Below are 22,849 nucleotides of genomic sequence, written 5' to 3'. Positions count from 1 at the left end.
CCCGAAAAAAGGGTGGTCAGGTGACCGCGCCCGCTTCTTTCAGCTCGATGATGCGGGGCCAGTCCAGTCCCAGTTCCCTGAGGATTTCCTCGGTCTGGGCAGCGAACTCGGGCGCCGGCCCGAGTGCGGGAGCGGTGGTGTCGAACTGCACGGGGCTGGCGGCCAGATCGATCTCGCCGACCCGGAGCAGGTACTCGTTCGCCCGGATCTGCGCGTCGGCGCCCACTTGCAGGGTGTCCTGCACCGGGGCCCACGGCCCGGCAAGGGTGGCGAAGCGTTCGGTCCACTCGGCGAGGGTGCGGCCGGCCAGCACCGTCCGCAGGATCTTGACGGCCTCTTCGGTGTTCGCGGCCAGCAGCTCCGCCGTGGCGAACCGGGGGTCGTCGGCCAGCTCGGGGTGGTCGATGTGGTGGCACACGTCGGCCCAGAACTTTCCGGGCTGGAGCATGACGAAGGCCAGATAGCGGTCGTCGGCCGTGGCGTAGATACCGGACAGCGGGTTGACCGGCGAGCCGTGGGCACCGGGCACCGGTGCCACCCAGGACGTGTCGAGGTGCAGCGAGACCGCGGTGGCCTGGCCGTTGGCCCATACGCCGCTGCCGAGCAGGGAGACGTCCACGACCGACGGTTCGCCGGTGCGCTCGCGCCGCAGCAGTGCCGCCGCGATGCCTCCGGCGAGGTTCGTGCCGGAGATGGTGTCCCCGTAGGCGGGTGTGGGGCTGATCATGCCCTCGACGCCCGGTGGGGTGATGCTGGCGGCGGTGCCGCCCCGGGCCCAGAAGGCGGTCATGTCGTACCCGCCCTTCTCGGACTCCGGTCCGCGCGGCCCGAGCGCGCTGCCCCGGGCGTAGATGATGCGGGGGTTGACCACGCGGATGTCGTCGACGTCGATGCCGAACCGCCGCCGGTGTCCGGGCAGAAAGCTGGTGAGGAACACGTCGGAGCGGCGGGCCAGGTCGTGGAGGACTTCCTTGCCCTCGGGCCGGGTCATGTCGAGGCCGAGGCTGCGCTTGCCCCGGTTGGCGTGCTCGATGTTGGGGTTCGGGTCGCCCTCGACGCGCAGTGTGCCGGTCTGGCGCAGGCCGCGCTGCGGATCGCCCGTGACGGCGTGTTCGACCTTGATGACGTCCGCTCCCCAGTCGGCGAGCACGGCTCCCGCCGAGGGGACGAAGCCGTACATGGCGACTTCGAGGACGCGGATGCCTTCGAGCGGACGCATTACGGGACCACCACCGCGAAGGACTTGGTCTCCAGGAACTCCTCCAGTCCTGCGACGCCGCTCTCCCGGCCGACGCCCGACTGCTTGTAGCCGCCGAAGGGGACTTCCTGGGAGAAGTAGTTGCCGCCGTTGATGCTGAAGGTGCCGGTACGGATCCGGCGCGCCACGGCGATAGCCCGCTGGTCGTCGGCGCTGTGCACCGCGCCGGACAGGCCGAAGATCGAGTCGTTGGCGATGCGTACGGCGTCGTCCTCGCCGTCGTAGGGAATGACCGCGAGCACCGGTCCGAAGACCTCGTCCTGCGCGATCTCGCTGGCCGGGTCGACGTGGGCGAGCAGGGTGGGCGTGTAGAAGAAGCCCGGGTCGACGCGCTTGCCGCCGGTGACCAGCGTGGCGCCGGCCTCGACGGCTCGCCGCACCATGCGGTCGACCTTGTCGCGCTGGCGTTCGCTGATGAGCGGCCCCATGAAGGTCTTGGGGTCGGCCGGATCGCCGTACGACACACGTTCGAGGCCGGCCGCGACCATGGCGACGATCTCGTCGTGGTGCTCCCTCGGCACGAGCAGCCGGGAGGTGAGCGCACAGCCCTGTCCCGAGTGGGAGCAGATGGTGAAGGCCGCGAACATGGAGGCGGCGCGGAAGTCGGCGTCGTCGAGCACGATCATGGCGGACTTGCCGCCGAGTTCCAGGAAGACCTTCTTCACGGTGGCGCTCGCGGCCTCCATGATCCGTCGGCCGGTCGCGGTGGAGCCGGTGAAGGTGATCATGTCGACGTCGGGGTGCTGGGTGAGCACCTCGCCGGCCTCGATCCCGGAGGAGACGATGACGTTGACCACACCGGGCGGGATGTCCGTGTGCTCGGCGATCAGTTCACCGAGATACAGCGTGGTCAGCGGGGTGTCCGGGGCGCCCTTGAGGACGACCGTGCAGCCGGCGGCGAGCGCGGGGACCAGCTTGGCGAGCGCGAGCTGGTTCGGGTAGTTGTACGGGATGATCGCGGCGACCACCCCGGCCGCCTCCTTCTCCACCCAGCGGCGGTGGCGCTGCCCGCGGATCTCGGTCTCGCCGAGCTCCTCGGTCAGGGGGTACTTCTCCAGCAGGTCGGCGTAGTACGCGACCAGCTTGACCGGCTCGTCCAGCTGGGGGCCGTGGGTGAGCATGCGGGGCGCGCCGACCTCGGCGATCGTCAGGTCGCGCAGCTCTTCCTGATGGTCGGTCAGCGCCTGGTGCAGCTGACGGAGGCAGCGCAGGCGCTGGGCGGTGTCGGTCGCCCAGCTCGTGGTGTCGAAGGCGCGGCGGGCGGCCGCGACGGCGGCTGCGGTGTCGGCGGCCGTGGCGTCGGGGGCCTGGTCGAGCACCTCGCCGGTCGCGGGGTTGAGCGAGGGGAAGGTCTTCTCGGTCCCGACGAGCCGGCCGTCGATGAGCAGGCGCTTCACAGCCGGACCACCTGTCCGCCGTCGACGCTGACGACCTGACCGGTCAGCCAGCGCGCCTCGTCGGACAGCAGGAACAAGACGGCGGGCGCCAGGTCTTCGGGCGTGCCCATCCGCTTGATGGCCAGGCTGTTCGTCATCTGCTCCTGGAACTCCTTGGGCACGATGCTGCGGGTGGCGTCGGTGTCCGTGGGGCCCGGCGCGATCCCGTTGACCCGGATGTTCTTGCCGCCGAGTTCGGCGGCGAGCGAGGCGGTCAGGCTGTTGATCCCGGCCTTGGCCAGTCCGTAGTAGCCCCCACCGAGCCAGGCGGCGGTGGACGACTGGTTGACGATGGCGCCGCCCTCGGGCATGTGCGGGACGACGGCGCGGGTGCAGTGCAGCGCGCCCATCAGGTTCACCTGGAGGAAGCGGTTGAGGTAGTCGAGGGGGACCGTGGTGAGGCCGTCGCGCCGCATGCTGTGGAAGATGGCAGCGTTGTTGACCAGGTAGTCGATGCGTCCGAACTCCGCCATCACGGCGGCCGCCATCGCCTCCGCCGACGCCGGGTCGGCCACGTCCACCTTGACGAACAGCGCCGCGTCGCCGATCTCCTTGGCGACCCGCTCGCCCTGTTCCTCGTTGAGTTCGGCGACCACCACGCGTGCGCCCTCGGCCGCCAGTGCCCGGGCATAGCCCTCGCCGATGCCCTGGCCCGCGCCGGTGACGATCGCAACCTTGTCCTGGAACCGCATCCTGCCTCCTTGCTCGGATGCCGTGGAAACTACATTCTCAGTCTGCGCAAATCAATATTCCGGAAACGAGAACGTCATGGCAGCCAAGAGAAGGCGAGGACCGGCCAAACCTGACCATCATTCAGGATCAGAGGCTCACCTCCACGGACAGCGGGAGGCGAGAGGCCGGTCGTCCCGGGCCTTCCGGTAGACCAACCGGCGAGAATACTATTCTCGCATCCGGAAGGGAGATTTTCATGATCGCAACGAAGACCCTCGGCCCGAGCCTGGGCGTAGAGGTCACCGGCGTCGGCAATCTGCTCGACGATCAACTGATCAGCCGGTGCGCGGAGGCGCTTCAGTGGCGCGGCATCCTTCTCATCCGCGGACTGCACCTCGACGACGAGGGCCAACTGGCCTTCAGCCGCAAGCTGGGCAAGGTCTTCGCGGTGCGGGGCAAGGAGATCTTCACCGTCTCGCTCGACCCGGCCAGGAACCCGACGGCCGAGTACCTCAAGGGGACGTTCCACTGGCACATCGACGGCACCACCGACCCCGTACCGACCAGGACGACCACGCTGACCGCCCGGCACGTGGCGATGACCGGCGGCGGGACCGAGTTCGCCAGTACCTACGCGGCGTACGAGAACCTTCCGGAGGCGGACCGCAAGCAGTATGACGACCTGCGCGTGGTGCACAGCTTCGAGGCCGCCCAGCGACTGGTGACGCCCGAACCGGGTCCCGAGCTGCTCGCGGGCTGGCGCGAAGTCCCCACCCACGAGACGCCGTTGGTGTGGAAGCGCCGTGACGGCCGCCGCTCACTGGTGATCGGGGCGACGGCGGACCACATCGTCGGCATGGCGGCCGCCGAGAGCCGGGCCCTGCTGGACCGGTTGCTGGAGTGGACCACCCAGGAGAGGTTCCGCTACACCCACGACTGGCGGGTCGGCGACCTGGTGGTGTGGGACAACACCGGGATGCTGCACCGGGCGCTGCCGTACAGCGCCGACTCGCAGCGCACGCTCCAGCGCACCACCATCGTCGGCGACGAGGAGCTGTCATGAGGACGGCGGTCGTCACCGGCGGCGCTTCCGGTATCGGTCTGGCCATCGCGGAGCGGCTGGCCAAGGACGGCTACCAGGTCGCCGCACTCGACCTCAATCCGTCGGACACGAGTGTCGTTCCGGCCACCGACGTCGCCGACCGGGCCCAGGTGGACACAGCGCTGGCCGCGGTCAGGGAGCGGCTGGGACCGGTCACGATCCTGGTCAACGCGGCCGGAATGGACGGCTTCAAGCGCTTCTCCGACCTCACCTTCGAGGCCTGGTACCGGGTGATCAACGTCAATCTGAACGGCGTCTTCCACTGTGTCCAGGCCGCGCTGCCGGACATGATGGAGGCGGGCTGGGGCCGGATCGTCAACATCTCCTCCTCGAGCGCCCAGTCGGGCCAGCCGTTCATGACGCACTACGTGGCGTCCAAGTCGGCGGTCAACGGCCTGACGAAGGCGCTGGCCCTGGAGCTCGGCCCGTTCGGCGTGACCGTCAACGCGGTGCCGCCCGGATTCATCGACACCCCGATGCTGCGCAAGGCGGAAGCGCGCGAACTGCTCGGCGGGACGGTCGCGGAGCACATCCAGCGCACTCCGGTACGACGGGTCGGCCGCCCGGAGGACATCGCCGCGGCCTGCGCGTTCCTCGTGTCGGAAGAGGCCGGCTACATCACGGGCCAGATCCTGGGCGTGAACGGGGGCCGCAACACATGAACCGCATCCCGCCGCTCCCCTATGACGAGTGGGACACCGAGGCGCTGGCGCCCCTCGCGCCGGGGCGCAGGCTGCCGCCGTCCAATGTCCTGGGCCTCTTCGCGCAGCACCCGGAACTGGCCACGGCCTTCCTCGGCTACAACCGCTATCTACTGGGCGGCGGTTCGACGCTGTCGCCGCGCACCCGCGAGCTGGCCATCCTGCGGGTGGCGTGGCGCAGGCGCTGCCGGTACGAGTGGGTCCAGCACGTGCTGATCGCACGCAAGGCAGGCGTCACCGACGAGGAGATCGACGCGATCCGCGCCGGCGAGCCGACGCCGATCACCCGGGCGGTGGACGAACTGGAAGCGGATTCGGGCCTGTCCGACGACACCTACCGGGCGCTCGCCGCCGAGCTGGACGACCGGCAGCTGATGGATCTGGTCTTCACCGTCGGCACATACGGCCTGCTGGCCATGGTCCTCAACACCTTCGAGGTGGAGCTCGATCCCGGCCTACCTGCGGAGAACTTCACTATCACTGAATGAGAATGCTATTCTCACCCTGGAAAGGGGGGCAGCCATGCCACACTTCAGCAAGCCTGAGGCCGGGAGCTGGACCGAGCAGTACCCCGAACTGGGCACGAGTCCCGTGAACTACGAGGACTCGATCGATCCCGCCTACTACGAGGCCGAGCGGGAGGCCGTCTTCAAGCGGACCTGGCTCAACGTCGGCCGCGTCGAGCAGGTCCCCAAGCCCGGCCACCACTTCACCAAGGAACTCGCCGCGGCCGACACCTCGCTGATCATCGTCCGCGGCCGCGACCAGCAGATCCGCGCCTTCCACAACGTCTGCCGCCACCGCGGCAACAAGCTCGTCTGGAACGACTTCCCGGGCGAGGAGGTCAAGGGCACCTGCCGCCAGTTCACCTGCAAGTACCACGCCTGGCGCTACGACCTCACCGGCAAGCTCACCTTCGTCCAGCAGGAGGGCGAGTTCTTCGACCTCGACAAGGACGACTACGGCCTCAAGGAAGTCGCTTGCGACATCTGGGAAGGCTTCGTCTTCGTCAACCTCGACCCCCAGCAGAGCCTGCGGGAGTACCTCGGGGACATGGCCAAGGGCCTGGAGGGTTACCCCTTCCACGAGATGACCGACGTCTTCACCTACAAGGCCGAGATCGGCAGCAACTGGAAGCTGTTCATCGACGCCTTCGCGGAGTTCTACCACGCTCCCGTCCTGCACCAGAAGCAGGCCACCAAGGAGGAGGCGGAGAAACTCCTGGGCTACGGTTTCGAGGCGCTCCACTACGAGCTGCACAGCCCCCACTCGATGATCTCGTCCTGGGGCGGCATGGCGCCGCCGAAGGACCCCTCGATGGTCAAACCGATCGAACGGGAGCTGCGCAGCGGTCTGTTCGGCCCCTGGGACCGGCCCGACATCGCGGGCCTCGATACGCTGCCGGCCGGTGTCAACCCGGCCCGCCACCACTCCTGGGGCACCGACTCCTTCGTGCTGTTCCCCAACTTCATGCTGCTCCTGTGGGCACCCGGCTGGTATCTGACGTACCACTACTGGCCGACGGCCGTGGACAAGCACCTGTTCGAGGCGCACCTCTACTTCGTCCCCGCGAAGACGGCCCGCGACCGCCTCGCCCAGGAACTCACCGCCGTCACCTTCAAGGAGTACGCCCTCCAGGACGGCAACACCCTCGAGGCCACCCAGACCATGCTCAAGGGCCGCTACGTCACCGACTTCCCCCTCAACGACCAGGAGATCCTCCTGCGCCACCTCCACAAGGTCGTGAGGGACTACGTGAAGGAGCACGCCGATGCTGCCGAGTGACTTCGCCGAACTCGAGCCCTACAGCGGCTGGATCCTCGGCAGCGAACGCGAACGCTACGCCAAGCGCCTCGCCAGCAGCATGCCGGACATGCAGGCGTTCTACGACGCGGCGTTCCCCCTGCTGGACCGCGCGACGACACACCTCGACACGTTCCCGCTCGACGACCTGCCCGAGCCCGAACGCAACCTGATGCTGCTCATGTTCTCCCTCGTCATGGTGTCGTTCCCCATCGAGGTCTGGAAACAGCCCCGCGTGCCCGACTCGGGCGCCGCCTACCTCGACGTCATCGCCGAGCCGCAGGTCTGAGGTGGTCACGCTCAAGGCCGCCCGCGTCCTGCACGTCGACACGGGGCGGATCGAGGATGCGGGCCTGGTCACCGTCGACGGCGACCGCATCGCGGGCGGCGCAGAAGGAGGCGACAGTGACGTCCTGGATCTGGGCGACGTCACCCTGCTGCCTGGCCTGATGGACATGGAGGTCAACCTCCTCATGGGAGGCCGGGGCGAGGTCCCGGGCCTCTCCCCCGTCCAGGACGACCCGCCGCTGCGCATGCTCCGCGGGGTCGCCAACGCACGCCGGACACTGCGCTCGGGGTTCACCACCGTCAGGAACCTCGGCCTGTTCGTGAAGACCGGCGGCTATCTGCTGGACGTCGCCCTGGCGAAGGCCATCGACGCCGGCTGGATCGACGGCCCCCGCATCGTCCCCGCGGGGCACGCGATCACCCCGACCGGAGGGCACCTGGACCCCACGATGTTCGCCGCGTACGCCCCCGGCATCATGCCCCTCTCCCTGGAGGAGGGCATCGCCAACGGCGTCGACGAGGTCCGCAAGGCCGTCCGGTACCAGATCAAGTACGGCGCCCAGCTCATCAAAGTCTGCGCGTCGGGCGGGGTCATGTCCCACACGGGCACCGCGGGCGCCCAGCACTACTCCGACGAGGAGTTGCGGGCCATCGTGGACGAGGCCCACCGGCGCGGACTCAAGGTGGCGGCGCACACCCACGGCGCCGCCGCCGTCCGGTCGGCCGTGGAGGCCGGCATCGACTGCATCGAGCACGGCTTCCTGCTGGACGACGAGACCATCGAGCTGATGGCCGAGCGCGGCACCTTCCTCGTCGCCACGACCGCCCTGATCGACGGCATGGACATCTCCAAAGCCCCGCCCGAACTGAGGGCCAAGGCCGGCGAGATCTTCCCGCACGCCAGGACGGTCGTCGCCCGTGCCCTCAAGGCGGGCGTGAAGATCGCGGTCGGCACCGACGCGCCGGCGATCCCGCACGGCCGCGGCGCCCAGGAGCTCGTCGCCCTCGTCGAGCGCGGGATGACCCCGCTGGAGGTGCTCCGGGCGGCGACGGTCAACGCGGCCGAACTGATCGACGCCGAGGACCGCGGACGGATCGCCGAGGGACTCCTCGCGGACCTGATCGCCGTCCCCGGCAATCCGCTGGAGGACATCTCGGTGATGGCCGACGTCCGCTTCGTGATGAAGGGAGGGAAGGTCTTCCGTCACGAGCGCGGCTGAACAAGATCTGCCCGCGGGGTTGTTCCGAGGGGCGGGGCGCGTCGCGCGCCCCGCCCCTCAAGACGTCGTCCTCAACCCGGCCGCGTTCACTGCGCCTTGATGTGGTCCTTCATCTCTTCCAGCCGCGTGAGGATCGGGTAGCCGCCCACGCTCAGCGCGTTCCCGTGCCCGGTCTCGTGGATGTCGAACACCGACTGGACGGCCGCGTAGAAGCCCTGTACGTCCAGGGTCTGGTTGACCGCCCGCTTGGCCTGGCGCAGCGCGAAGGGGTGCATCCGCGCGATCTGCCCGGCCAACTCCATGGTGGCCGCGTCCAGTTCATCGAGCGGGACGACACGGTTGACCATGCCGACCTTCTCCGCCTCCTCGGCGGTGACGGCCCGGCCGGTGAACAGGATCTCCTTCGCCTTGCGCGGTCCGAGCTCCCAGGTGTGGCCGTGGTACTCCACTCCCCCGATGCCCATGTGCACCACGGGATCGGAGAACTCGGCGTTCTCGGCGGCCACGATCAGATCGCAGGGCCAGCAGAGCATCAGGCCGCCCGCGATGCACTTGCCCTGGACCGCGGCGACCGACGGCTTGGGCACGTTGCGCCAGCGCAGGGTGTACTCCAGGTATCTGCGCGCCTCGGCGGTGTAGATCCACTCCAGGGTGATCTTGTCGGGGCTCGGCCAGCGGTCCTTCAGGTCGTGGCCGGCCGAGAAGTGCCGTCCGTTGCCCCGCAGCACGATCACCCGTACGTCCTCGTCGGCCGCGGCGCGGGTCCAGGCCGCGTCCAGGTCGTCGAGGAGTCCCATGGTCTGGGCGTTGGCGACCTCGGGCCGGTTGAGGCTGATGACCGCGACCCGGTCCTCGACCTCGTACAGAATCTGGTCCATCCACGTCCTCCTGGGTTATCTCGGCAGGCCGAGGACGCGCTCGGCGATGATGTTGCGCTGGATCTCCGAGGTGCCGCCCGCGATCGTCCCGGCGAAGCTGCGCGCGTACCGCTCGAACCAGCTGGAGATGAAGTGGTCGATGCTCATGTGGTTCGGCGGGCCGGTCACTTCGGGATGGACCAGGCCCTCCGGTCCGCGGTCCTCCAGTGCGTTGAGGCTCGCGGCCTGGATCGCCTCGGAGCCGAGCAGCTTGAGGACCGACAGCTCCGCCGGGTCACGGTCGCCGCCCAACTGGCGGTAGCCGAGCAGCCTGAGCGCCTGGGCGTCCATGAGGAGCGTCGCGTACCACTCCTCGTCGCTGGGCGCGTCCCGGATCAGGTCGTCGAGGCGCTCGGCGAAGCTCAGCCACAGCATGGTCCGCTCGTGCCCGAGCGAGCCGTGCGCCACCGACCAGCCCTTGTTCAGAGGACCGACGAGGTTCTCGCGCGGGACCCGGACGTCGGTGAAGAACACCTCGTTGAAGTCGAGGTCGTCCTGGGCGGCCATGGACGCGAACGGCCTGCGCACCACACCCTCGGTGTCGGTGGGGATGAGCAGCACGCTGATGCCCTTGTGCTTGGGCGCGGCCGGGTCGGTGCGGACGAACGTCAGCAGGACGTCCGCGTCGTGCGCGCCCGACGTCCACACCTTCTGCCCGTTGACGACGAAGTGGTCGCCGTCCAGGACCGCGCGGGTGCGCAGCCCGGCGAGGTCGGATCCGGCGCCCGGCTCGCTCATGCCGAGCGCCGCCGTGATCTCGGTGCGCAGGAGGGGAATCGCCCACCGCTTCTTCTGCTCCTCGGTCCCGAAGGTGAGGATCGAGGCGGCGATGATGCCGATGCCCTGGGGGTTGAAGCTGTGGTAGATCCGCCGCCTCGACAGCTCCTCCAGGTGGGCGAGTTGCTGCGGAAGGGTGGCGTTCCGGCCGCCGTACTCGGGGGGGTTGCCGGGCAGCAGCCAGCCCGCGTCGAACAGCGTGCGCTGCCAGCGGCGCGCCCAGGCGGGGACGTCGGCGCTCGACCGCGACGCGGGGTGGGCCTCGTCGGGGGTGGGCAGCCGGGCGTCGAGGAAGGCGGCGAACTCGGCGCGGAACTCCTCCACTTCGGAGCCGGAGTCCAACTTCATCCCGCCACCAACCCTTCCTGCCCGCTCGTCTCTCGATCCGGCCCGGACCTCTCCCGTTCCTGCCGCGTCTTCTCCAGCAACGCCCTGCGGTGTACGGCCGCCGTCCCCAGCAGCAGATCGCCGGCCTTGGCCCGCTTGAGGTGGATCTGCAGTTCGTTCTCCCAGGTGAAGCCCATCGCTCCGAAGAGCTGGAAGCCGTTACGGAAGACGATCCGCTGGCACTCCCCGGCGGCGGCCTTGGCCATCGAGGCCGCTCTGCCACGCCGTGGGTCGTCCTCGGCGATGGTCAGCGCGGAGAAGTGGGCGAGGGCCCGGGCCCGTTCGATGGCGACGTACATGTCCGCCGCCTTGTGCTTGACGGCCTGGAAGGAACCGATCGGCACGTCGAACTGGACGCGTTCCTTCACATGCGCCACGGCCAGATCCAGGATGCGCCGGCAGCTGCCGACCGTGGAGATCGCCAGGCCCATCAGGGCGAGGTCCGGGATCCCGGGGACCAGGTCGGGGACCTCGACATGGGCCGCGTGGAAGGTTGGGTCGAAGATGTCGACACGTGCCGCGCCGAGCTCAGGACCCGCCACGATCCGCACGCCGTCGCGGGTGAGCAGGGCGATCTCGTCCGCCCGGTCCGCGTCGAGCACGAACCGGCCGGTGCCGTCGAACACCCCGGTTCCCGAGCCACTCGGCAGCCGCCCGGCGAGCGGAGCGAACCAGGTGGCCGTGGCCAGGAAGGGGGTCGGATCGGCGGCGTACCCCAACTCCTCCAGGACGATGGCGAGTTCCACCGGTGGGGCCTCCAGCCACCCCAGTTCCAGATAGGTCGCCCAGAGCTGGTCCGGGGGCTGCGAGCGCGACTTGGCGACCGTCTCCCGTACCAGCCGTTGCAGCAGCCGTTGGTCCTCGTCGAACTCAAACTCCACGGCCCACCTCCAGAAGGGTCTTGCCGATGGCACGGCGGTCCAGGTCCAGGGCCGTCGCCACCTCGTCGAGCGGGTGGACGGCGTGGACCCGGGGGTGGATCAGGTCCTCGGCGAACATGCGGTTCAGCTCGCCGCGGGTGACGGCCAGCTGCTCCCGGCCGTGCCGCGCCCAGCCGCCGAAGTCGAAGCCGTGGATCGTGACGCCCTTGAGCATCGCCAGATTGAGCGGGAGCCGGGGCACCTCGCCGCTGGCGAAGCCGACGTTCACGAACCGGCCGCCCCAGCGCATGGCCCGCAGCGCCTGTTCGGAGTGCGGTCCGCCGACCGGGTCGATCACGAGGTCGGCCCCGCCCGAGTCCCGCAGCCGCCGCTTGAGGTCGTCGTACGGGAGCGCTTCATGGGCGCCCTGTTCGAGGCAGGCCGCCCGCTTCTCCTCCGTGGAGGCCACGGCGACCACCTCCGCGCCGAGCAGCGCGGCCAGTTCGACGGCCGCGAGACCGACCCCGCCGGCCGCCCCCAGTACCGCCACCCGCTCCCCCTCCCGGAGACGGCCGATCAGCGTCAGCGCGTTGTAGGCGGTGGCGTGCGAGACACCGAAGGCCGCCGCGCGCCGGGTCGGGACCGTGTCGGGGATCCGGTACAGGCTGGCCGCCCGGACGGCGACCCGCTCGGCGAACGCGCCGACGAAGACGGACCCGAAGACCCGCTCGCCCTTCTCGAACCCGTGCCCCGACTCGGCGACCACCCCGGCGAACTCGCTGCCCGGAGTGAACGGCAGGTCCGCCTTCACCTGGTAGGTGCCTTCGACCACCAGGACATCGGCGAAGTTCACCGCCGCGTAGTGCACTTCGACGGGTACGTCACCGTCCGGGTCGGGGATCTCCTCCACGACCACCGGGCCGCCGACGGCATGGCACCGTGCCGCCCTCATAGCCGTGTCGTCGCGGCCAGTTCGGCCGCCCGAGCCGCCATCTGCAGGACCGCGTCCCCGTAGTAGGCCATCTTCGGGTTGCCGCCGTCGCCCTTCACATGGCGCGCGTAGCCGCCCTCCAGCACGATCGCCATCTTGAACCGGGCGAGGATCACGTAGTAGTCGATGTCGGCGACGTCCCGGCCGCTGACCTTGGCGTAGTGCTCGATGATGTCGGCCCGGTCCGGCATGCCCGTGTAGTCGGCGTACCTGCCCGCCGCGTCCCGGTCCTCGTCGGCGTTCGGCCAGCCCATGACGACCCAGCCGAGGTCGAGCAGCGGATCGCCCACCGTGGCCATCTCGAAGTCGACGAGGGCGGCGAGCTCGGCGGGCGCCCCGTGCTTGAACATCACGTTGGCGAACTGGTAGTCGCCGTGGATGATGCCCGGTTCCCAGTGCCGGGGCCGGTGCGTGCGCAGCCAGGCGGCCGCCGCGTCCAGTCCCGGTATCTCGCGGAACCTGAACTTCGCCAGATGCGCCTGCCAGCGGTCCACCTGGCGGTCGTGGAAGCCGTCCGGCCGGCCGAAACCTTCGAGTCCCCGGGCCCGCCAGTCGACGTTGCCGAGCTTCGCGATGCCCTCCACCAGCTCGTAGGCGAGACCGGGGCGCAGGGACAGATCGCTCCTGAAGGGTTCGGGCCAGCCGTCGGTGTTCATCGGCGACCAGCCGTTCACATGGCCCATGAGGTAGAAGCACGAGCCGATCACGTCGGTGTCGTCGCAGACCGCGATGGCCTCCGGGTGCGGCACCTCCGTCCCGCCCAGCGCGTTCAGCACCCGGAACTCCCGCAGCATCGTCTCGTTGCGGCCCGGCGGGACCTTTTCCGGGGGCTTGCGCAGCACCATCCGCCGCTCGCCGCGCCGGATGTCGAAGATGTCGTTGGAGGTGCCCCCGGATATGAGGGACACCTCGACCGGTTCACCCGGAGCGATGTCCTGACCGTCCAGCCAGCGGGCGAGCGACTCGATGTTCACATGTTCTCCAGCTGCTTGCGGGCCCACTCCCGGCGAGCGGGCAGATGCTGTGAGGGCCAGGGCCCCGACGCGGCCTCGTAGCCGCGCAGGAGGTCCTTGGCCACCGTGACCTTGTGGATCTCCGAGGGCCCGTCGACGACCGCCATGACGGCCGCGCCGGTCCACATGTCGGCGAAGGGCATCTCGTTGGACACACCCAGGGCGCCGTGCAGGTGCATGGAGCGGTACACGATGTCGTGCAACACCTTCGGCGTCAGGAACTTGATGGCGGAGATGTCCTTGCGGACCCGCTTGTAGTCCTGGTAGCGGTCGATCTGCCAGGCCGTGTGCAGCACGAACAGCCGGAACTGCTGCAACTGCGCGTAGGAGTCGGCCAGGTCGGCCTGGACGAGCTGCTTGTCGGCCAGCCTGCTGCCCTGTGTCTCCCGGGACAGGGCGCGCTCGGCCATCATGTCCAGCGCCTTCTGGCACTGGCCCACGACCCGCATCGCGTGGTGGACGCGCCCACCGCCGAGCCGGGTCTGCGCGATGGCGAAGGCCTGGCCCTCACCGCCGAGCAGCGCGTCGCCGGGGACGCGGACGCCGTCGTACTCGATGAGCGCGTGCATGCCGTCGTCCGGGGCCTCGCTCATCAGACCGAGGTGGCGCTCCATCCGGATGCCGGGGGTGTCGCTGGGCACCAGGAACATCGACATGCCCCGGTACGCGCTGACGTCCGGGTCGGTCACCGCCATCACGATGACGAACTTGGAGGTGCGCGCGTTGGAGGAGAAGAACTTGCGGCCCGTGATGACCCAGTCGTCGCCGTCCCGTTCGGCGCGTGTGGTGAACATCTTCGGGTCGGCGCCCGCCTGCGGCTCGGTCATGGAGAAGCAGGAGAAGCACTCACCTTCGAGCAGCGGCTCGAGATAGCGCTCCTTCTGCTCCTCGGTGCCGTAGCGGGCGATGATCTCCGCGTTGCCGGTGTCCGGCGCGGCCGTGCCGAAGATGACGGGGGCCCAGCTGGACTCGCCCAGGATCTCGTTGATGAGGGCCAGCTTGAGCTGTCCGAAGCCTCGTCCACCGAGCTCCGGGCCGAGATGGGGAGCCCACAGGCCCTGGTCGCGCACCTGCTGCTTGAGGGCCCGGACGACCGGACCGGTCTCCTCGTCGAGGGGGTGGAAGGCCCGGTCGGGGTAGACCAGGTCCAGCGGGTCCACGCGCTCGGCGCGGAACCACCTGATCCACTCCAGTTTCTTCTCGAACTCCGGCTCGGTGGAGAAGTCCCATGCCATGTCAGACGATCCTCGTTTCGTGGTTCCGCCAGTACGTCTCCCGGAGCAGGCCCCTCACGTCGGCGGCGGGCAGCTTGAACATGCGGACGGACAGGGTGGGGACGAACGGTGCGCGCGTGACCCGGTGACGCTCGATCAGCTCCAGGCACTCGGCGGCGGGGTCGCCCGGCTTCGCCTGCCATCCCAGATACATGAGGTGAGAATAACATTCTCAGTGAATGCAAGTAAGAGTCTCGTAACCTGTGATGCGCGATTCGGTAGGGCGCCGCAACTTATTCCCACTGAAGTGGAGTATCGTTCTGCAAGTGACCGCAGTCCCCGAAGAACCAGCGTGGCGCCAGCGCGCCGTAGAGCGATCGACCCGTGCCGCGAAGCTTCGCGCGGAGCAACGCGTGCAGCGCTTCCTGGACTCGGCACAGGAGTTGATCGTCGAGAAGGGCACGACCGACTTCACGGTCCAGGAGGTCGTCGACCGCTCGAAGCAGTCTCTGCGCAGCTTCTACCAGCACTTCGACGGCAAGCACGAACTGCTCCTCGCTCTGTTCGAGGACGCCCTCTCGATGGGCGCCGCCAAGGTCCGCGAGGCCGCCGCCACCGAGAGCGACCCGCTGCAGCGCCTGCGGATCGCCGTCGAGACGCTCTACGAGCAGTCGCACCCCAGCCCCGGCGTCCAGCGCCCGCTGTTCAACGACTTCGCGCTGCAACTGCTGGTCAAGCACCCCGAGCAGGTGGCGACCGCCCACATCCCGCTGCTCACGGTCTTCACCGAGATCATCGAGCGGGCCGCCGAGGCGGGTCTCATCGCCGGCGGGAAACCCCGCCGTCAGGCCGCCCTCGTCATGCAGACCGTCATGTTCGCCTCGCAGGCCCACGGCGTCCCCGCCGACAGCCACGCCCACCCGGTGACCTCCGAGGAGGTCTGGCAGTTCTGCCTGGGCGGCATCTCGGGCGTTCCGGCCACGGCGGGCAGGTCCGCCTCCGCGTAACACGGGCCCGGACCCTCTGACCCCCCACGCAGGGAGTTCCATTCTCCCCTTCGGAGAGTATGGTTCTCATCATTGTGCCGGAGGATCAGGGGGTTCCCATGACCGTACGGACGGACGCCAGGCCTCACTACCGGGTCGTCCAATGGGCCAGCGGCACCATCGGCTCCCATGCGCTGCGGGCGGTCCTCGAACATCCGGACCTGACGCTGGCCGGGCTGTACGCGCACACGCCGGACAAGGCGGGGCGTGACGCGGGCGAGCTGTGCGGCCTGGGCCCGACGGGTGTGATCGCCACCCACGACATCGACGAGATCGTGGCGCTCGGCGCCGACTGTGTCCTCTACACGCCGCGCGCCTGCGACATGGACGAGGTGTGCCGGTTGCTGGCCTCGGGCGCGAACGTCGTGACGACGCGCGGCGAGTTCCATCGTGCCGCCAGTCTCGACCCCGCGGTGCGCGAGCGGGTCGAGGCCGCGTGCGAGAGCGGCAAGTCCTCGATCCACAGCACCGGCAGCAGCCCGGGGTTCATCACGGAGGCGCTGCCCCTCGCCCTGAGCTCGATCCAACGGCGGCTCGACGGCCTGACGATCGAGGAGTTCGCCGATCTCTCCCAGCGCGACTCGCCCGCACTCCTCTTCGACGTGATGGGGTTCGGCAAGCCCCCCGCCGAGTACGACGAGCGCCGGCTGTCCGTGGTCCGCGACAGCTTCGGTCCGTCGCTGCACATGGTCGCCGACACGCTCTCGATCCCGCTCGACTCGGTGGAGGCCGAGGGGGAGGTCGCGACCGCGCCCCGCCCCGTCCACATCGCGGCGGGCACCCTGCGGCCGAACACCGTGGCCGCCCAGCGGATCACGGTCTCGGGACTGCGCGGCGGCCGACCGTTGCTGCGCTTCCGAGCCACCTGGTACTGCACCACCGACCTCGACCGCGCCTGGGACGTCCGCGCCACCGGCTGGCACATCACGGTCGACGGCGACGCGCCGCTCGACATCGACCTGCGCTTCCCGGTGCCCCTGGACCGGATGGCCGCCGTGTCACCCTCGTACACGGCGAACCGCGCCGTCAACGCCGTACCGGTCCTGTGCGAGGCGCCCCCCGGAATCCGCTCGACGGCCGACCTTCCGCACATCGTGGCCCGGCTCGGCTGAGCCGCTGAGCCGCTGAGCCGCTGAGCCCCAACAGCACACCGGCCACCGGCCGTTACGGGATCCTCGGCGCCGTGGCCTACGTCCGACGGGCCGAGGCCCCGGAAGGCGGCGGCGCGTCGACGGCCTCGCGCCATGACGCACCGGTGGCCACGGCCTGGCGCCAGCCGCGGATCGCCTTGGGCGGCATACCGATCGCCAGGGCCCCCACCAGACGGTCACCGGTACGGTAGGCGACCACAAACCGACGTGCGGCCAACTCGCCTTCCACCACGGCGACTTCGTCGTGTCCGCGCAGATGGCCGAACGCCTGCACCTTCATGTCGTACTGGTCCGACCAGAAGTACGGCACCGGCGCGAACGGCTTGCGCGCGTCCGGACGGAGCAGATTGCGGGCGGCGGCCATGCCCTGCTCTGCGGCGTTGGTCCGGTGCTCGATCCGCATCGACGTGCCGAACAGCGGATTGTGCCAGCGGGCCACGTCCCCGGCCCCGTACACACCCGGCGCGGCGGCACTGTACTCGTCGCACACGAGCCCGTCGGCCACCTTCAGGCCGCTGCCCTCCAGCCACTCGGTGTTCGGCAGCGAACCGATCGCCACCAACACCTCGTCGGCCGCGACCAGTTCCCCGTCCGTGAGCCGTACGCCGCTGTCGGACACCTCGGCCACACCGACCCCGGTGCGCAGGTCCACGCCGTGGTCCAGATGAGCCCCCGACAGGACCCGTCCCACCTGCTCACCGACCGCGTGGGCCAGCGGAACCGGCGCCGGCTCGAGGAGCGTGACCTCCGTGCCCAGCCCCCGCGCCACCGCGGCGGCCTCCGCGCCGAGGAACCCCGCACCGACGACCACGAGTCGCCGCCCTGGCCCCAGCCGGTCCCTGAGGGCCAGCGCGTCGTCCAGGGTGCGCAGCACATGCGCGTCCCCCTCGCCGGGCAGCCTGCGCGGCCGTACGCCGGTCGCCACGATCAGGCCGTCGTACGGCAGTCGCGCCCCGTCGGCCAGCAGTACCGCGTGCCCGGCGAGGTCGAGGCCTGTCGCGGCGTGCCCCAGACGCAGGTCGAGGTCGAGGGCGTCGAGATCGGCACGGGCGCGCAGCGGCAACCGTTCCGGGCTCCACTCGCCGGAGAGGATCTGCTTGGACAGCGGCGGACGGTCGTAGGGCAGGTGGGCCTCCTCACCGACGAGGGTGAGCGTGCCGTCGTACCCCTCCCGGCGCAGCGTCTCGGCCGCCGCGAGCCCGGCGGCCGAGGCGCCGACGACCAGGATCCGCCTCACTTCTCGACCAGCCGGATCGCCGCGGCCGGGCAGATCGCGACGGCCTCGCGCACGCCGTCGAGCAGTTCGGCACCGGGCTCCTCCGCCAGCAGGATCGCGACGCCGTCGTCCTCCCGCTGGTCGAACACCTCGGGTGAAGCCATCACGCACTGCCCGGACGCGACGCACTTCGGTTCGTCCAGTTCCACACGCATGATCTTTTCCTTTCGGTCGGTACACGTCAGTACAGGTCGGTGCGCAGTCGCAGTCGCAGTCGCAGTCGCAGTCGCAGTCGCAAGGGAAGAACCCGTGTCGGAGTGCTCGCGTCCCAGATGCGAACCTTTGCGACCGGCTTCGGGTCACACGGCTCCACCGGCGCCTGGACCGACGGCGCGGCCATGGCACCCCTCGATGGGGGGCTCCGTCAGGACGGAGAACGAAGAACGACGAAAAGACCAGTACGCATATGCAACCGGACCGGACTGACACGCTCCGGTCAGTTCCCTGACCACAAGCTGACGTGACGCAGATCACCATCACGGGCGAGGTCAGTGGCCTAGCCAGTACCCGAAGCCCCTGCGGGTGTGGATCAGCACGGGACCTTCCCGGTCCACCTTGTGCCGCAGACGGGAGACGAGCTTCTCGATCGCGTTGTCGGCACGACCCTCGCCCCACACATGACGGCGGATCTGCTCCTTGGACAGCACCCGCTCGGCGTTGACCAGCAGATGCCGCAGCAGTCGGTACTCCCCGGGGGTGAGGTCGATCTCCCGTTGGCCGCGCCACGCCTGACAGGTGTCGTCGTCGAGGACCAGGTCTCCGTAGGACGGTCCTTCCCGTACGGGTCCGCGGTCGCGCAGCAGCACCTCGGCCCGCGCGAGGACCTCGGCGATCCGGAACGGCTTGGTGACGTAGTCCTCCCTGCCGGCACCGAGTTCGGGGATGAGCCGACCCAGGGTCTGATAGGCGGTCAGGAAGAGCACCGGGGGGCGATCGACGGGCGTGAAGCGGCTCCCGCGCGAGAGGCCCTGCAGATCGGGCAGGGTCACGTCGAGGACGACCAGGTCGAAGCGGTGCTCGACGAGGCGCACCATGGCCTCGGCGCCGGAGCTCGCCGTACTGACCCGATAGCCCGCCAACTCCATGGTCGTCGCGAGCAGTTCGGTGGTCTCGGCGTCCTCGACGACGACCAGGACGTGTTGTCCGTCGCCGCGAGCCGGCGACCGCTTCTCACTCATGTTTCCGTCCCTGGAGCGACCATTCGTGCGGAGCTGGAGCATCACGACTTCACCGGGATTCCCGGAGGATGCCCCGGCCTTCAGGCCGGGGAGGAATCCGGTTTCCCGCGGAGCGGGGCAGGGGACGCCGGATCGCCGCCGGGCGGTCCGGCGTCCGGCCGGGGAGCGGTGAGGGCGACCTCCAGGAGGTGGAGGATCTCGGAGTTGAGGGACCGCCGGTCCGCGGCGGCGCGGGCGGTCACCTGTTCATGTAGGTCTGCCGGGATCCGGAGTGAGAAACGAATCATGACGCTACGGTGCATGACGACGCCGAGGGAAGCCGACGGGGCACCATGGACTGCGCATCGTGCGGAGCGAGAACCAAGCACGCGCTGCCGTTGTCCGAGCGCACCTACACCTGCACCGCGTGCAAAGTCGTCTCCCCCAGAGACAAAAACTCCGCCCGCGTGATGCTCGTCCGGGCAGGCCTGAACCCGGCTGGCGTCGAGGGCGACCGGGACGCATGGGATCGGAGTCGGCCATCTGCCGCAGCAGCGCCACCGCGGCACGGTCCAACCGCAGTCCGGCCATGGCCATCAGGCGATCGTGCTGCCGGACCCGGCTGTTCAGGCAGGAGATGCGATTGAGGGCTCGCTCGATCTCGACCACGTCGGACGAGGCTGGCGCCTGTGGCACTGGTGCGGGCATACCCTCAAGACAGCACTACTTGCCTGACTCAAGCAAGCTCCAATACGCTTGCCTACGTCAAGCAATCCCCTCGGCCGAATGCCGTCCGCATAGCAAGCGCTCACACAGCGCTACGATGCGCTGGTGGATCAGGGGAAGGCACGTGGCCCGTACGCGAAGACACCGGCCCGGCGAGCGGAGATCGTGCGCGCGGCGCGCGACAGCTTCGCCGAGCGCGGATACGCCCGGGCCTCGCTCCGCGACATCGCCGAGCGGGCCGGCATCACCCACGCCGGTCTCCTGCACCACTTCCGCAGCAAGGACGAACTGCTCGCCGAGGTGCTCGCCCAGCGCGACACCGAGGAGTGGGAGGAGGGCGTGGCCGAGGTCGACAGCCTCGAAGCGCTCGCGCCCTACCTCGGCACTCTGCTGGTGCGCCACCAGAAGACCCCCGAGCTGATGCGTCTGTGGCTGGAGCTGGCGGCGGCCGCCTCTCGGCCGGACCACCCCGCGCACGGTTACTTCGTCGAGCGGTACGAGCGCAGCCGCACCCATGTCACGCGACGCCTGCGGGAACTGGAGGCGCAGGGGAAGCTGCGGGAGGGCCTCGGTCCGGACAGTGCGGCGACCCTTTTCCAGGCGGTACTCAACGGCCTTCAGGCGCAGTGGCTGCTCAACCAGCGCCTCGACATCATCGAACCGCTGAACCGTTTCCTCGACCTCATCCTGGTGACCGAGGACTAGACCGACGCCCACGTTCGTACCGGCGTCCCCGCGCGCGGCGGGCGTGCGCCCGGGAGGGGGACCGCTCGTCATGCTCAGGTAGCACATACCAGGCGTTTGATACTGCGTTCTCAGTAGCCGGGAGAGTCGGCACACACATGACGACGGCACGTTCCTGCTCAGGCAAGCTGAAATGGTTCACCATGGTCACAGCACCCGACAGGAAACCTTCCCGATGAGCACCAGCCAGCAGCGGTTCGCCGAGGACCACCCCCGCGTCCTGCAGGTGGCGGTCGTTCTGCTGCTGTTCGCCGCCGCCGCTCTCGGCAGCACCTGGACCAGCGGGGAACCCATCGGCCGGCACATCGCTCCGTGGCCCGGTGTGCTCCTGGGCGGCATCGGTGCCCTGGCCCTGATGTGGCACCGCAGGTACCCGCTCACGGTGGTGGCGGTGACCGCGGCCACCGCCAACGCCGCCAGCGCCCTGGGCTATCTGATCACTCCCCTGCTGCTGGCACCGCTCATGGCCGCGCTGTACTGGCTGGCCGGCCAGACCGACCGCAGGACCACGCGCATCGGCCTGGCCGGCACCACCGCGCTGCTGGTCACCACGGCGCTGCTCGTCGACTCCTATCACCAACCGCTGTCCCTCGTCCTCAAGACGGTCGGCCCCGTCTTCTGGGTGCTGGTGCCCATCACCTGGGGCACCGCCACCCGGCTGCGGGCCGACTACCTGGAGGCCGTGCACGCCCGCGCGGAGATCGCCGAGCGCACCCGTGAGGAGGAGGCGCGGCACCGGGTGGCCGAGGAGCGCATGCGGATCGCCCGTGAGCTGCACGACGTCGTCGCCCACCACCTCGCGCTGGCCAACGCGCAGGCCGGGACGGCCGCCCATCTCGCGCGCACCCATCCCCAGCAGGTGCAGAAGATCCTCGACGACCTCGCCGGCACCACCGCATCGGCGCTGCGCGAACTCAAGGCCACCGTCGGGCTGCTGCGCCAGACCGACGACCCCGACGCGCCGCTGGAACCCTCCCCGGGCCTTGACCAGCTCCCGGAACTCACGGCCGCGTTCGCGACCGCCGGACTCAAGGTCGACGTCACCACCGAGGGCGCGGCATGCCCGCTGTCACCGGGAGTGGACCTGACCGCCTTCCGCATCATTCAGGAGGCGCTGACCAACGTCACCAAGCACGCCGCCTCGGACACCGCCCACGTGCGGCTCGTCTACTCCCACAACCGGCTGACCATCACGGTCACCGACGAGGGGGAGACCACGGTGACCGCCGCTCCGGCCCCGGGCCACGGTTTCGGTCTCATCGGCATGCGTGAGCGCGCCCTGTCCGTGGGCGGCCGGCTCAGGGCCGATCACCGGGCCGAGGGCGGCTTCGAGGTCACCACGGATCTGCCGCTGTACACGCCCGCCCCGGAAGAGGACCGCGCCCCATGACCATCAGTGTGCTGCTCGCCGACGATCAGGCCCTGCTCCGGGCGACCTTCCGGATCCTGATCGACTCCTGCCCCGACCTCGAAGTCGTCGACGAGGCCACCAACGGCAAAGAAGCCGTCGACCTCGCCCGCATCCACCAGCCCGACGTCGTCCTCATGGACATCCGCATGCCCCACACCGACGGCCTCACCGCCACCGCCACCATCTGCGCCGACCCCCACCTCGACTCCACCCGCGTCCTCATCCTCACCACCTTCGAAATCGACGAATACGTCGCCCAGGCCCTCCGCGCCGGAGCCAGCGGCTTCCTCGGCAAAGACGTCGGCGCCGACGCCCTCCTCGACGCCATCCGCACCGTCGCCGCCGGCGACACCCTCCTCTCCCCCCAAGCCACCCGCACCCTCATCACCCGCTTCCTCACCACCCCCACTCCCAACGCCCCCCTCGCACCTCCCGAGGCCCTCACCACCCTCACCGCCCGCGAACGCGAAGTCATGGCACTCGCCGCCGAAGGTCACTCCAACAGCGAGATCGCCGACCAACTCACCGTCAGCCCCCTCACCGTCCGCACCCACGTCCACCGCGCCATGACCAAACTCGGCGCCCGCGACCGCGCCCAACTCGTCGTCATCGCCTACCAGACCGGCCTCGTCACCGCCACACCCCCCACCCCCTGACACCGCACCACGCCGGGAGGCCGCCCCGCCCCGTCCTGTGATA

25 protein-coding genes and 2 pseudogenes are annotated in these 22,849 nt (G+C 69.6%); 12 read left to right on the top strand and 15 right to left on the bottom strand.

All coding sequences use genetic code 11. The annotated features are described in order from the left end of the window. Window positions 1-16: 16 nt before the first annotated feature. The 3 genes from ACZ69M_RS23540 to ACZ69M_RS23530 are packed head-to-tail and all read right to left on the bottom strand — an operon-like array spanning window position 17 to window position 3,386. Window positions 17-1,219, bottom strand: coding sequence for a CaiB/BaiF CoA transferase family protein (locus ACZ69M_RS23540; protein ID WP_470052534.1), 1,203 nt, complete (start codon window positions 1,217-1,219; stop codon window positions 17-19). Beyond that, entirely contained in the window at window positions 1,219-2,655 is a 1,437-nt protein-coding gene (locus tag ACZ69M_RS23535; RefSeq protein ID WP_470052532.1) for an aldehyde dehydrogenase family protein, read from the bottom strand. Before ACZ69M_RS23535 ends, ACZ69M_RS23540 begins: the two co-directional genes overlap by 1 nt. Then, window positions 2,652-3,386 carry an SDR family oxidoreductase gene (locus ACZ69M_RS23530; protein WP_190173865.1) on the bottom strand — a complete coding sequence of 245 codons (735 nt, stop codon included), beginning with the start codon at window positions 3,384-3,386 and terminating at the stop codon, window positions 2,652-2,654. The genes ACZ69M_RS23535 and ACZ69M_RS23530 overlap by 4 nt, the downstream gene beginning before the upstream one ends. Window positions 3,387-3,622: 236 nt before the next feature. Between ACZ69M_RS23530 and ACZ69M_RS23525 the strand changes: the two genes are divergently transcribed. The 6 genes from ACZ69M_RS23525 to ACZ69M_RS23500 are packed head-to-tail and all read left to right on the top strand — an operon-like array spanning window position 3,623 to window position 8,480. Continuing rightward, entirely contained in the window at window positions 3,623-4,429 is an 807-nt protein-coding gene (locus ACZ69M_RS23525) for a TauD/TfdA dioxygenase family protein (protein WP_470052530.1), read from the top strand. Continuing rightward, entirely contained in the window at window positions 4,426-5,130 is a 705-nt protein-coding gene (locus ACZ69M_RS23520) for an SDR family NAD(P)-dependent oxidoreductase (protein WP_470052528.1), read from the top strand. The genes ACZ69M_RS23525 and ACZ69M_RS23520 overlap by 4 nt, the downstream gene beginning before the upstream one ends. Beyond that, window positions 5,127-5,657 carry a carboxymuconolactone decarboxylase family protein gene (locus ACZ69M_RS23515; RefSeq protein WP_470052527.1) on the top strand — a complete coding sequence of 177 codons (531 nt, stop codon included), beginning with the start codon at window positions 5,127-5,129 and terminating at the stop codon, window positions 5,655-5,657. The genes ACZ69M_RS23520 and ACZ69M_RS23515 overlap by 4 nt, the downstream gene beginning before the upstream one ends. Window positions 5,658-5,691: 34 nt before the next feature. After that, a complete protein-coding gene (locus ACZ69M_RS23510; RefSeq protein ID WP_470052525.1) occupies window positions 5,692-6,954 on the top strand; it encodes an aromatic ring-hydroxylating oxygenase subunit alpha in 1,263 nt (420 codons plus the stop codon). Further along, window positions 6,941-7,261, top strand: a complete 321-nt coding sequence (locus ACZ69M_RS23505) for a hypothetical protein (protein ID WP_470052523.1) — start codon at window positions 6,941-6,943, stop codon at window positions 7,259-7,261. The genes ACZ69M_RS23510 and ACZ69M_RS23505 overlap by 14 nt, the downstream gene beginning before the upstream one ends. Before the next feature lies 1 nt (window position 7,262). Beyond that, a complete protein-coding gene (locus tag ACZ69M_RS23500) occupies window positions 7,263-8,480 on the top strand; it encodes a metal-dependent hydrolase family protein (RefSeq protein WP_470052521.1) in 1,218 nt (405 codons plus the stop codon). An 86-nt stretch (window positions 8,481-8,566) separates the two neighbouring features. On the opposite strand, the gene ACZ69M_RS23495 is transcribed toward ACZ69M_RS23500, so the two are convergent. From ACZ69M_RS23495 to ACZ69M_RS23465, 7 genes are read right to left on the bottom strand one after another with little or no spacing between them, the layout of a single operon-like run. Next, complete coding sequence (locus tag ACZ69M_RS23495; protein WP_470052519.1) at window positions 8,567-9,358, bottom strand: enoyl-CoA hydratase; 792 nt, start codon at window positions 9,356-9,358, stop codon at window positions 8,567-8,569. A gap of 15 nt (window positions 9,359-9,373) precedes the next feature. Next, entirely contained in the window at window positions 9,374-10,522 is a 1,149-nt protein-coding gene (locus ACZ69M_RS23490) for an acyl-CoA dehydrogenase family protein (RefSeq protein WP_470052517.1), read from the bottom strand. Further along, window positions 10,519-11,442, bottom strand: coding sequence for an acyl-CoA dehydrogenase family protein (locus ACZ69M_RS23485; protein ID WP_470052515.1), 924 nt, complete (start codon window positions 11,440-11,442; stop codon window positions 10,519-10,521). The genes ACZ69M_RS23490 and ACZ69M_RS23485 overlap by 4 nt, the downstream gene beginning before the upstream one ends. Beyond that, complete coding sequence (locus ACZ69M_RS23480; protein ID WP_470052513.1) at window positions 11,432-12,373, bottom strand: NADPH:quinone oxidoreductase family protein; 942 nt, start codon at window positions 12,371-12,373, stop codon at window positions 11,432-11,434. Before ACZ69M_RS23480 ends, ACZ69M_RS23485 begins: the two co-directional genes overlap by 11 nt. Beyond that, window positions 12,370-13,386, bottom strand: a complete 1,017-nt coding sequence (locus ACZ69M_RS23475; protein ID WP_470052511.1) for a phosphotransferase family protein — start codon at window positions 13,384-13,386, stop codon at window positions 12,370-12,372. The genes ACZ69M_RS23480 and ACZ69M_RS23475 overlap by 4 nt, the downstream gene beginning before the upstream one ends. After that, on the bottom strand, window positions 13,383-14,660 hold the full coding sequence (locus ACZ69M_RS23470; protein WP_470052509.1) for an acyl-CoA dehydrogenase family protein: 1,278 nt from the start codon (window positions 14,658-14,660) through the stop codon (window positions 13,383-13,385). The genes ACZ69M_RS23475 and ACZ69M_RS23470 overlap by 4 nt, the downstream gene beginning before the upstream one ends. Before the next feature lies 1 nt (window position 14,661). Beyond that, on the bottom strand, window positions 14,662-14,853 hold the full coding sequence (locus ACZ69M_RS23465; RefSeq protein WP_470052507.1) for a hypothetical protein: 192 nt from the start codon (window positions 14,851-14,853) through the stop codon (window positions 14,662-14,664). A gap of 199 nt (window positions 14,854-15,052) precedes the next feature. On the opposite strand from ACZ69M_RS23465, the gene ACZ69M_RS23460 reads away from it, so the two are divergent. Both ACZ69M_RS23460 and ACZ69M_RS23455 read left to right on the top strand, forming a co-directional pair. Continuing rightward, the gene (locus tag ACZ69M_RS23460; protein WP_470052505.1) at window positions 15,053-15,646 is read left to right on the top strand and encodes a TetR/AcrR family transcriptional regulator; all 594 of its coding nucleotides are present in this window, start codon (window positions 15,053-15,055) and stop codon (window positions 15,644-15,646) included. Window positions 15,647-15,744: 98 nt separating this feature from the next. After that, the gene (locus ACZ69M_RS23455) at window positions 15,745-16,797 is read left to right on the top strand and encodes an NAD(P)H-dependent amine dehydrogenase family protein (RefSeq protein WP_470052503.1); all 1,053 of its coding nucleotides are present in this window, start codon (window positions 15,745-15,747) and stop codon (window positions 16,795-16,797) included. A 76-nt stretch (window positions 16,798-16,873) separates the two neighbouring features. Here ACZ69M_RS23455 and ACZ69M_RS23450 read toward each other — a convergent pair whose 3' ends face one another. The 4 genes from ACZ69M_RS23450 to ACZ69M_RS23435 form a co-directional block, all read right to left on the bottom strand. Then, window positions 16,874-18,073: an NAD(P)/FAD-dependent oxidoreductase gene (locus ACZ69M_RS23450; RefSeq protein ID WP_470052501.1), complete on the bottom strand. Its 1,200-nt coding sequence runs from the start codon at window positions 18,071-18,073 to the stop codon at window positions 16,874-16,876. Then, window positions 18,070-18,267 carry a ferredoxin gene (locus ACZ69M_RS23445; protein WP_054235675.1) on the bottom strand — a complete coding sequence of 66 codons (198 nt, stop codon included), beginning with the start codon at window positions 18,265-18,267 and terminating at the stop codon, window positions 18,070-18,072. Before ACZ69M_RS23445 ends, ACZ69M_RS23450 begins: the two co-directional genes overlap by 4 nt. A gap of 333 nt (window positions 18,268-18,600) precedes the next feature. After that, window positions 18,601-19,290: a response regulator transcription factor gene (locus ACZ69M_RS23440; RefSeq protein ID WP_470052499.1), complete on the bottom strand. Its 690-nt coding sequence runs from the start codon at window positions 19,288-19,290 to the stop codon at window positions 18,601-18,603. 80 nt (window positions 19,291-19,370) lie between these two features. Beyond that, entirely contained in the window at window positions 19,371-19,577 is a 207-nt protein-coding gene (locus ACZ69M_RS23435; protein ID WP_470052497.1) for an Arc family DNA-binding protein, read from the bottom strand. A 42-nt stretch (window positions 19,578-19,619) separates the two neighbouring features. Between ACZ69M_RS23435 and ACZ69M_RS23430 the strand changes: the two are divergent. Then, a pseudogene (locus ACZ69M_RS23430) lies at window positions 19,620-19,838 on the top strand (RNA-guided endonuclease TnpB family protein); the annotation flags it as partial. Here the strand turns inward: ACZ69M_RS23430 and ACZ69M_RS23425 are convergent. Then, window positions 19,783-19,977: pseudogene (locus tag ACZ69M_RS23425) on the bottom strand (MarR family transcriptional regulator); the annotation flags it as partial. The pseudogenes ACZ69M_RS23430 and ACZ69M_RS23425 sit on opposite strands and share 56 nt — an antisense overlap. Before the next feature lie 123 nt (window positions 19,978-20,100). Here ACZ69M_RS23425 and ACZ69M_RS23420 point away from each other — a divergent pair. The 3 genes from ACZ69M_RS23420 to ACZ69M_RS23410 all read left to right on the top strand — a co-directional run bounded on the left by ACZ69M_RS23420 (window position 20,101) and on the right by ACZ69M_RS23410 (window position 22,806). After that, a complete protein-coding gene (locus tag ACZ69M_RS23420; protein WP_470052495.1) occupies window positions 20,101-20,700 on the top strand; it encodes a TetR/AcrR family transcriptional regulator in 600 nt (199 codons plus the stop codon). Between the two features lie 214 nt (window positions 20,701-20,914). Continuing rightward, window positions 20,915-22,129 carry a sensor histidine kinase gene (locus tag ACZ69M_RS23415; protein ID WP_470052494.1) on the top strand — a complete coding sequence of 405 codons (1,215 nt, stop codon included), beginning with the start codon at window positions 20,915-20,917 and terminating at the stop codon, window positions 22,127-22,129. Continuing rightward, window positions 22,126-22,806: a response regulator transcription factor gene (locus ACZ69M_RS23410; protein ID WP_403692700.1), complete on the top strand. Its 681-nt coding sequence runs from the start codon at window positions 22,126-22,128 to the stop codon at window positions 22,804-22,806. The genes ACZ69M_RS23415 and ACZ69M_RS23410 overlap by 4 nt, the downstream gene beginning before the upstream one ends. Window positions 22,807-22,849 lie beyond the last annotated feature (43 nt).

It is taken from the genome of Streptomyces sp. NPDC107454, from assembly GCF_055582885.1.
The sequence above is the reverse complement of the archived record's forward strand: the minus strand, read 5'-3'. Positions and strand labels throughout refer to the sequence as shown.